Source organism: Halodesulfovibrio sp., from assembly GCF_015482765.1.
In the GTDB taxonomy this organism is placed as follows: domain Bacteria; phylum Desulfobacterota; class Desulfovibrionia; order Desulfovibrionales; family Desulfovibrionaceae; genus Halodesulfovibrio.
The window spans coordinates 45159-54394 of sequence record NZ_JADMLB010000058.1; the positions used below are offsets into that span (position 1 = coordinate 45159).

A 9236-nucleotide genomic window follows, 5' to 3' on the forward strand; every position below is an offset into this window, starting at 1 on the left:
CCTTTTACTTATGACAGACGAAGCATGCGTTGCTGGAACGGGTCACGCCATAGTGCTCAGGGTGAGCATGGCAGCGTTCACATTGCCACATCTTCATGGTCTGCTTGCTGTACTTGGTCAGCTTGTTTTCATAGTAAGTCGGGGCCTTGTCCATGTTTGCCACATCAATGTGACACTGGGAGCAGAGCTCGGTTTCTGAGAAGTCATGACATGCGTTACATGACTCAAGAGAGTGAGCTGCGTGACTGAAGAAAACGTTATCCGGCTGTGCTTGGTACACGCGCCATTTAACCTCTTTTCCGGTTTCCACGTACTCTTTAATAAAGCGCGCTTCTTCCGGATCTTCCCCGAGTGGTTCGTCGCTGTGACATTCAGCACAGCTTTCAGTTGTCGGAAGGCCGGCAAAAGTGCCGTCTTCACGGAAATAATGGCACGCAGAACATTCCATTTCTGCGTCTTGAATATGCACCTTATGGCTGAAATTAATAGGCTGTTCCTGTTCTGAGAAAAGCAGTCCAGGGAATGCCCACCAACCAAAGATGAGTGCCACTACCAGACCTACGAAGAACGGGGCCGCGCCGCCAAATTGGCGTGACGTACTGTTCCCGTCGGCAGGATGTAAAAGCCTCTCCTCCATAACCCTTCGCCTCATAGCTGGTTTAAAATATTGAAAAAAAGCCCACATTACCACATCCATGTGTCTACTTCTTAGGGGCAGCTGCGTCAAGGTGAAATATTTCACGAGCGGCAATTAACCCTTCTGAAACGTACACATTCAGCGGATGCGATGTATCCATTAACTGTGTTTCTAAAACATAAAAATAAAGTTTTTGATACAAAAAAAACCGCTGGAATCGTGCTGTTTGAAAGTCCAAACAGTTTATTATTTTCGGTAAATTCAGCATGTTATCTTTTAAAATAGAGTAAATTAGTAGTTTTTTGGCGCTTGTGCAAAAAATAGTAAAGCCAAACGCTTTTTCCCGTTTTGAGATAGCGGCGGGCTTGGGCTGGTTGTAGTTGGGGAGCTTGCAATATTTCAAAAAATTTATCTGCAAATGTTGTATAATTAGAAGATTTTTTTCTGAAGCTGTGGTACGCATAAGTGTGATTTCATGTATATGTGCAAGAACTGGGGGCGCATATGGATAAAGATATGAGTGACAATCGGTTGTTGTTACACGGTGTAACGGGGAAGCACTGTTGCATTACAGAGCCTGTTGATCTTTCCTCCGCAATAAACCGAATAGTTGAATTGGAAGCCTACGCAGCTCGGCTTGAGCTGGAGACGACAGCAGCAAAACGTGAGGCGTTGCTGCTGAAGGACGTGTTGCGGGCAATTCCAGCCGAAACAACGGTCTATCGTGCTGATGATAGCATTGCATTTTCTACTGACAATGTAGAGGAAAGTGCAGGACTGCCTGGTGAAACCGATGACATCGAAACCCGTAGTAAACACCTACAAACAATGCATGGAGCTCTTGCTCAAGGGGAGTGCGCTATAGGCACAGAGCGGAATTTTGATTCAAATGCGTTGAGGTCGGTTCAGTATATTCCTCTTCATACAGAGCAAGGTGAGCCGCTGCTGGTTAAGTTTAGTAGTGAAATGGCGCATGCCTTCGAAATGGCACACGAACTCAAAGCTGCCAAGGATGCCGCAGAATCAGCTGACAAAGCAAAGAGTGAGTTTTTAACGACTATGAGTCACGAGATACGGACACCTATGAACGGGTTGCTTGGTATGCTCGATTTAGCGTTGGACACTGAACTTGATGCGGAGCAGCGTGAGTATCTGGAAGCCGTAGAAAATTCGGCGGAGTCTCTTCTTGTTTTGATTAATCAAATTTTGGACTTTTCTAAGATTGAGGCAGGTGTCTTAGAAGTAGATAAGCAAGCCTTCAGGTTGCGTAAACGGCTTTCTGCTTTGCGGACAATGTTCTTCCATCGGGCTGAGGAGCGTTGTTTGAAACTTATGTTCTCTGTGCCGGATGATGTTCCGGATGTTTTGGTTGGAGATTTTCCACGCATTCGGCAGGTGATCGTAAACTTGCTTGATAATGCCTTGAAATTTACTGATGGTGGTACAGTTCAGCTTACTGTCGGGTTAGAAGAGATCGTCGAAGACACTGCGAGATTACGCTTTTCAGTTAAAGATAGCGGCATTGGAATTTTAAAAGAACATCAAGAAGCAATTTTTGAACGATTTGTTCAGTCAGATAGTTCTGTTTCTCGCCAATATCAGGGAGCAGGGCTCGGATTGGCCATTTGCCGGAAGCTTGTCGAATTGATGGGTGGTACACTTGAGGTAAGCAGTGCGCCGGGGGAAGGCGCTGAGTTCTTCTTCACCCTGCCGTTCCAGCTAGGGAAATTAAATGAGAACGGCGTAGTCGCAACCAAAGAGACCGCACTTGCTCAACCGGAGCTGGGCAGTGAAAAAAAAGTACTGGTTGTCGACGATAACGCTGTGAATCTGAAGTACATGGAAATTTTTCTTAAGAAGCAAGGCTTCGAAGTAGAATTGGCGACAAATGGTATTGAAGCCATTGAAGCAGTGAAGGCTGAGTCATATGATGCCATTTTAATGGACATAGCGATGCCTCATATGGATGGTATAGAAGCAACACGTCAAATTAGGGAGTCTACAGATTTTAAAGTTCGTCAGGACGTACCGGTGGTTGCAATGACCGCTCATGCACTAAAAGGTGATCGAGAAGCCTTTTTAGCTGCCGGAATGAGTGAGTATGTTGGAAAACCTATTAATCCTGATAACTTACTTAGGATTTTGTTCGGTTTGTTACAACAGCCAGATATAAGGGCGCAGCAGTAAATTTAGAAAAAAATACAAAAAAATGCTTTTTGTGCTTGCGCTTTGAATTGGAATTCCCTATACAGACCACCTCTGCTTCGCAGAGAACACAACACGGAGAGGTGGCAGAGCTCGGTTGAACGCGGCGGTCTTGAAAACCGTTGAAGGTTTGCGCCTTCCGGGGGTTCGAATCCCTCCCTCTCCGCCATGAGAATTAAGCCCTTACAGTGAAAACTGTGAGGGCTTTTTTTGTGCCCAACGATTGAGGTTAACGAGTTTGTCCAACCTTTGTTCGCGTTCCTAAATTGGAACCTACCGAAGCAAGTTGCTGGAAAGATATGTTTCACTTGAAGCAGCCTGCACAGGAGAAGATGAAGATCCTGTTGTGTTTAACTACGCACAATCAGAAAAAAACGTGTTGCAACCGACCTCCCTTACATGCAAAGGGAAAGAATATTTCTTAGCATATTAAAATGTTGGAACTCTTTTGGCTATTGCTGATGGAGCGGGGCAGGTCGTGCACATGGAAGAGACAGATAGTTTTGGGGAAAGATTGTCGAACCATATTATAGCGAGCTTTCTGAGTTAGCTAGCGATAGGCATGAAGGAAAAGAGTTGTAGAGAGCAAATGAAAAAATATTTTTGGTCAGCCGTAGTCATTAATTGCCTTTTTGAAGTTGGAGTAAATTTCGTAGGTCTGGTGTCCTCGACAGGGAGACTATACCAACTTATTTTTTGGAATGACCTTTGCCGTAAACCCTTTTGGCTGGTTGCTGGCAGGCATTAAATGGCCTGGAAGCATGTATGATGTGTTGCTTACGCATACAGTTATTATTGGGCTTAGTGCTGCGTGTATATGCGTTGCAGGCTTTTTGCGAGAACGATCTGAGAAAATTTTTCACATATCGGGAACACTTATGTTGTCGGTATATGTACTGCTGGGGCTCTTTAGCTTTGTTATAAGTGTATTGTGAGCGCAATTTGGTATCTGTATACACAAACGGTGTTATCATAACCTAATGCTGTATTAACCTAAAGTGTCCCGCTGACCCTCTTTCCAGTAGACGGGACAGCGGGACTCTTTCATATTTTTGTTCTTTTAATGTAGACGCGATTCGTAGTTATCCATTTTTTTGTAATTTTGTTGAGTAAGAACCTGTTTGTCGCTTTCCAGCAACGTTGTCCACATGAATAACAAGTCGTTCGCATTAGTTTGATCTTTTCAAGCAGGTTTGTACTTCTATCGGGTATTTTATTAAATATACGTATGAGTTGTTGAGGGTAAATAGTAAAGAGAGGATGGTATTGCCTTTGGCACGGTGTGGTGCTTCTGATAACCCTTATTATGAATATAGCAGAGGTATTTCTGGATCGGGGTATTGGTGAAGACCTTGAAGCTCGATCAGAATGGTTGGATTGTTTTTGGGAGATGATAGCCTCAAAAAAAATATGGGCACGGAGGTGAGAGTGGAAGTTACTATGAGCGATGTAGAATTTTTGTTGGGCTGGGTTCAGTTGGTTCCTGGAGGAGTGTTTCTCTTTGTTGTCTTATTGTCGCTCTTTTTTTCCGTAAAAGGACGGGCATTTTATAGGGAGTGCTCTCATTTTTCATTATGTGCAGCAGGATGGGATAAAAGCGGAACAGTTGAGTATGCAAGGGGATATTTTCGGTGGGTCGTAGGGATACTGTTTTTCCTTATGTATTTGGAAATCTTTTTTTTCGATTATACTATAATATTGAATAATCCCTCACTGGATACTTGGGTGTTTTTAGTCCCACTTTTTACTGGAGCCGCGATTTTTTTTGTAGTGTATCTTACTGCCTTTTATAGCTGTGTGGCTGTTGGGGATGACAAGATTTGGATTGTTCCCGTTCGAATAGATGATGGAATCGCAGTAGATAAAGAGTCGTTTGATGAGCTTGTTATACAGGATTTTTTGATCATGAGTCTGGTTTATTCACCTCGTTGGGGAGGTAAGCGTTTTGTTCTTGTTAGTAAAAGATCAATTCTCGAGATGATAGATGAATAGAAATGTAACGAACGCTTCTGATCAATAAGATGCTGGTAGAGCAGAGGATGAGTGGTCGCTCAAAAAGGGTACTCATAGAGTGCATGGGAATGAAATTTTTTTAAAGTAATAGCCGTATTACTAAACTTGAAACAAAAATACGTCCGGTAGCTATCTTAAGCAACCGGACGTATTTGTTTTAAGTCTGGTGTGTTCCTAATAGTTAAGGAAGAAGCACCAAAAAACTGCTAAGTACAAATACCATCACACGTAATACTAACGGGCTGGTTGTGTTGCAGCAGCATCTTTTGCAGGTTCACGAGTCTTATCTGCAAAGTAGTTTTTGGTTTCTTGAACAATAACAGGAGATAACAGGAGCAGGCCAACGAGGTTTGGAAATGCCATCAAACCGTTAAACAAGTCACAAAGCAGCCACAGGAAGTTCAATTCCATTACTGCCCCAACACCGATGCAGGCAATGTATACCAAGCGGTATGGAAGAACAGCACGTTCGCCAAACAAGAACTCAATGGATTTTTCACCATAGTAACACCAGCCGAGAATGGTGGAGTATGCAAAGAGTGCCAGTCCAATGGAGACAATGTAATCGCCACCAGTCAGCAAGGACTTAAAGGACATAGCGGTCATACCTGCTCCGGTCGCACCGCTGGACCATCCGCCTGCAATAATGATTACCAATCCGTTAAGCGTACAGACGACCAAAGTATCAATGAAAGTCTGTGTCATGGAAACTAACGCCTGACTAACAGGGTGGTTTGTTTGTGCAGCAGCAGCAGCGATAGGAGAGCTGCCAAGGCCGGATTCGTTGGAGAAAACACCACGAGCTACACCCATACGCACGGCAAGCATCACACTGGCACCGGCAAAGCCGCCGGTTGCAGCCGTAGGGTTGAATGCTTTCTCAAATACCAGTGCAAACGCACCAGGTACCTGATCCAGATTCATGAGCACGATGAGCAGTGCACCGGCAATGTAAAATACAATCATAATAGGAACGAGTACGCCGGTAACTCGACCGATGCTTTTGATGCCACCAATAAGCACTAATGCACAGCTGATAAGCAGAATAGCACCTGTAATCCATTCAGGTACACCAAAAGAGGTTTGCAGAACATCGGCAACAGAGTTGGATTGAACCATACTACCGGTTCCCAGAGCGGCAATGGAAGCAAAAACGGCGAATGAAGCCCCGAGCCACCATTTATTCAGGCCTTTGCTGATGTAGTACATAGGGCCACCGTTCATTTCGCCGTTGGCATCCACTACACGGTATTTAACAGCCAGTACTGCTTCGCCATATTTTGTAGCCATCCCCAGCAAGCCGGATACCCACATCCAGAACATCGCACCGGGGCCGCCAATAGCCAGAGCAGTAGCAACACCGGCAACGTTACCGGTTCCAACAGTGGCGGAAAGAGCAGTCATGAGAGCCTGAAAGTTACTGATATCACCTTCTGCTCCCTTTTCTTCACGCTTTACCAACGCTAACCATAGAGAATGAATAAGCTTGGTAAACTGAATACCTCGTAAGCTGAACGTAAGGAATAACCCTGTGCCAATAAGCATGACAAGCATGGGTGCACCCCAAACGAAACCACTGAGGTCACTAATAAACATCTGCAACTGAGAAAAAAAATCCATAACAATCCTACTTTGTATAAAAAGAATGACAACAGATAGCCAACGGCCTTCTGCACAAAAGATAATAGGAGTTCAGCGCCACCTAAAATCAATGTAGGCACACTTAATAATGTAAATAACACGCTAAAAAAATAAAAAAAAAGAGGTTGAACAAACAACCATCACTAAACTGATTAGCAGTACAACCCCTTTAATTCTGCAATCACAAAGAATAGCAACATAGGCCGTTAAGAAATGAGCACAAAAAAAAGATGTAAATGAGCACACAATCTGTTTTTAGAAATGAAACCTGTTGATATGATTATACAATAGAATTTTGAGATGGAATCTTTTTGGACTAAAATACTCTGAAATAAGGCTTTAACATAGGCAGTACAAGCCTGTACGAGCATCTTTAGCTTTAGAATTGGCATGAATAAAAATCGAATTTCACAGATTTGTAGTAAAAATTTTGATGTGATCATTCAATCAATCTTGTTCAATCACTTTTGGCGAGAATGAGGGGCATTACCCAAAATTACTTCGAATGAAGTGATCGGTTGTTGGGGGAATTCCTGTTTTCGCAAACAATGCTGTAAGACGTTTGGGGGCGACAGGCTTGAATGACTCAACGAGGCTTTAGCGTTACGAGGTGATAATAAGCTCTTTCAGTGAAGGCTGTGAGAGCTTTTTTATTATTTAAAGTAGTATGTTGTGCCTTTTCTACGTGCTGTTTGGTGACTTGAAATTTGAAAAGTAGTTTCTTAGTAAGGTAAAGACCTACCTCTGCCTTTTTCGACATGTTTTTACCATGCCGTATGCATATTTCACCCTTTTCTTTGCATAATCCTCTCAAGACGTTTTTTGTGGGGAAGAATATGGTAGGGTCTAACAGACAAAGATGAATAATAATTTGAGGTTCATTGTGCAGGATGCCAATCGTATAGATAGTAACAAAGCAAGAAAGCTGCTGAAGCAAAAATTGCATAACCGCATGGATGCTTCTGGAGATTACGCAACGTCTATTGAAGGAGTGACTCTTTACAGGAGGGACGTACCAAATAACATTGAAACATGTTTTTACCGCCCGTTGATAGTTTTGGTTGCACAGGGAAGTAAGCAGACTCAGGTTGGTACAGAGATATACGCTTATAAAGAGGGTGATGTAATGGTGACAGGTGTCGATCTGCCCGTTGCTAGTACTATCACGCAGGCGTCATCAGAGAAGCCATATTTATCTGTAACTCTTGATGTTGATAAAGAATTGCTTGCTCAGCTCACAGTAGAGCTGGCGAGAAATACTGTCCCTGCAAATTTAACTATAAGTGGGCTGTTTATTCAAAAGGCAGGGGCAGATATTTTGGATGCCTTTTTACGTCTTGTGGAACTTCTAGACCGACCGGAACGAATCTCGATTTTAGGGCCGATGATCAAAAAAGAAATTCATTACCTTTTGCTTATCGGGGCTTGCGGGCATAAATTACGGTCATTTCATTCTCTTGGTTCAAAAAGTAATCAAATAGTGCAGGCAGCTGCATGGTTGAAAGAAAATTTGGCGCAACCGGTATTGGTAGAGGAGCTTGCAGAGCAGGCTAATATGGCTCCATCAACTTTTCATCGGTATTTTAGGGAGATAACAAGTCTCAGTCCGTTGCAATATCAAAAACGCCTACGTCTCCACGAAGCGCAACGCTTAATGCTTGTAGAAAATCTTGATGCTGGGAGTGCTAGCGTAAGCGTCGGTTATGAAAGTTTAAGCCAGTTTTCAAGAGAATATAAACGTCTGTTCGGCGATCCACCTCATAGGAATGTTACTAATCTGCGACAACAGTTGGAAAATGCGCAGACCTAACTGAATAAATATTTTTTGTATTGCATGATCTTCATCATGCCTAACGTTAAAGGAGATCTTTCGTGGTTAAAACTTCACAGCTCAGTGTCATAGATGCAATGATGCAGCGTCATAGTGTTCGTTCTTTTACCGATGAACCTGTCTCACCTGAACAGTTGAATGCGCTATTTAATGCAGCCAGAGTGGCACCATCCAGTCTTAACTCCCAGCCGTGGCGATTCAAGGCGGTGCAGGATGAAAATATTCTCAAAGCATTTGGTACAAAAGAAGTATCAAGAACGCAGACATGGCTTGCCAATGCAGGCGCAATAATTGTCTGCTGTGCAGATATCTCAGGGTATGTTCGTGACTCACAGGCGAGTGCTTTTTTCTATCGGGAAAATAAGCTGATTGAAGGTGATTCAATGGACGGTATTGAAGAGTATGTAGAGCGCGAATCTTCAGCTGTGGAAGTAGCTAAATTTGGAGCAGCTGCGATGAACGTAGGGCTTTCTATTTCATTTATGATGTTACGCGCTGTAGAGTTGGGATTAGGTACTTGCTGGGTAGGAATGTTCAATGAAGATAAAGTAAAAGAGCTGGTAGGCATTGACCCGTCACTACGTATTGTTGGCCTACTTGCGGTAGGTCATCCCGATCAGGAAATTCCTGAAGAACATGCTCGTAAGTCTCTTGAGGATATCCTTCTTCCATAACAACGAGTTGGAAAATTTTTCGTATCAATAAAATGATCTTAAGATATTGGCATGTTGTCTATCGTGCCATAGTCTTTTTTCGTATTGCCCAAGTGTCTCACTGTCTTTCTTTAGTATAAGATATAGTGGGACACTTTGATCCTACAACGAAAATGTGGACACCAAGTTAAGCCACAAGGTCATACTGTTCATTACGATACTCAAAGGTGGCAGGGGAAAGCCAGCCATTGCTCGA

General features: G+C 43.2%; 7 protein-coding genes and 1 tRNA gene. 5 read left to right on the plus strand and 3 right to left on the minus strand.

Annotated elements, in window-relative coordinates:
• Positions 1–4: 4 nt before the first annotated feature.
• A complete protein-coding gene (gene qrcA, locus QZY95_RS09800) occupies positions 5–637 on the minus strand; it encodes a menaquinone reductase multiheme cytochrome c subunit QrcA (protein ID WP_290922896.1) in 633 nt (210 codons plus the stop codon).
• 64 nt (positions 638–701) lie between these two features.
• On the minus strand, positions 702–1100 hold the full coding sequence (locus QZY95_RS09805) for a hypothetical protein (RefSeq protein WP_290922897.1): 399 nt from the start codon (positions 1098–1100) through the stop codon (positions 702–704).
• Between the two features lie 41 nt (positions 1101–1141).
• Here QZY95_RS09805 and QZY95_RS09810 point away from each other — a divergent pair, with 41 nt between their 5' ends.
• The 3 genes from QZY95_RS09810 (at position 1142) to QZY95_RS09820 (ending at position 4834) form a co-directional block, all read left to right on the plus strand.
• Positions 1142–2824, plus strand: coding sequence for an ATP-binding protein (locus QZY95_RS09810; RefSeq protein WP_290922898.1), 1683 nt, complete (start codon positions 1142–1144; stop codon positions 2822–2824).
• Between the two features lie 95 nt (positions 2825–2919).
• Positions 2920–3011: transfer RNA gene (locus QZY95_RS09815), tRNA-Ser, on the plus strand.
• A 1271-nt stretch (positions 3012–4282) separates the two neighbouring features.
• On the plus strand, positions 4283–4834 hold the full coding sequence (locus QZY95_RS09820) for a hypothetical protein (protein ID WP_290922899.1): 552 nt from the start codon (positions 4283–4285) through the stop codon (positions 4832–4834).
• 255 nt (positions 4835–5089) lie between these two features.
• Here the strand turns inward: QZY95_RS09820 and QZY95_RS09825 are convergent, their stop codons facing one another.
• On the minus strand, positions 5090–6475 hold the full coding sequence (locus QZY95_RS09825) for a sodium:alanine symporter family protein (RefSeq protein ID WP_290922902.1): 1386 nt from the start codon (positions 6473–6475) through the stop codon (positions 5090–5092).
• Between the two features lie 880 nt (positions 6476–7355).
• Between QZY95_RS09825 and QZY95_RS09830 the strand changes: the two genes are divergently transcribed.
• The gene (locus tag QZY95_RS09830) at positions 7356–8306 is read left to right on the plus strand and encodes an AraC family transcriptional regulator (RefSeq protein ID WP_290922904.1); all 951 of its coding nucleotides are present in this window, start codon (positions 7356–7358) and stop codon (positions 8304–8306) included.
• 62 nt (positions 8307–8368) lie between these two features.
• The gene (locus tag QZY95_RS09835; protein ID WP_290922906.1) at positions 8369–9001 is read left to right on the plus strand and encodes a nitroreductase family protein; all 633 of its coding nucleotides are present in this window, start codon (positions 8369–8371) and stop codon (positions 8999–9001) included.
• Positions 9002–9236: the final 235 nt, after the last annotated feature.

Coding starts and splice junctions, on each gene's coding strand:
- qrcA (WP_290922896.1), bottom strand. CDS start 637: ATGGAGGAGAGGCTTTTACATCCTGCCGACGGGAACAGTACGTCACGC.
- QZY95_RS09805 (WP_290922897.1), bottom strand. CDS start 1,100: ATGCGTACCACAGCTTCAGAAAAAAATCTTCTAATTATACAACATTTG.
- QZY95_RS09810 (WP_290922898.1), top strand. CDS start 1,142: ATGGATAAAGATATGAGTGACAATCGGTTGTTGTTACACGGTGTAACG.
- QZY95_RS09820 (WP_290922899.1), top strand. CDS start 4,283: ATGAGCGATGTAGAATTTTTGTTGGGCTGGGTTCAGTTGGTTCCTGGA.
- QZY95_RS09825 (WP_290922902.1), bottom strand. CDS start 6,475: ATGGATTTTTTTTCTCAGTTGCAGATGTTTATTAGTGACCTCAGTGGT.
- QZY95_RS09830 (WP_290922904.1), top strand. CDS start 7,356: ATGAATAATAATTTGAGGTTCATTGTGCAGGATGCCAATCGTATAGAT.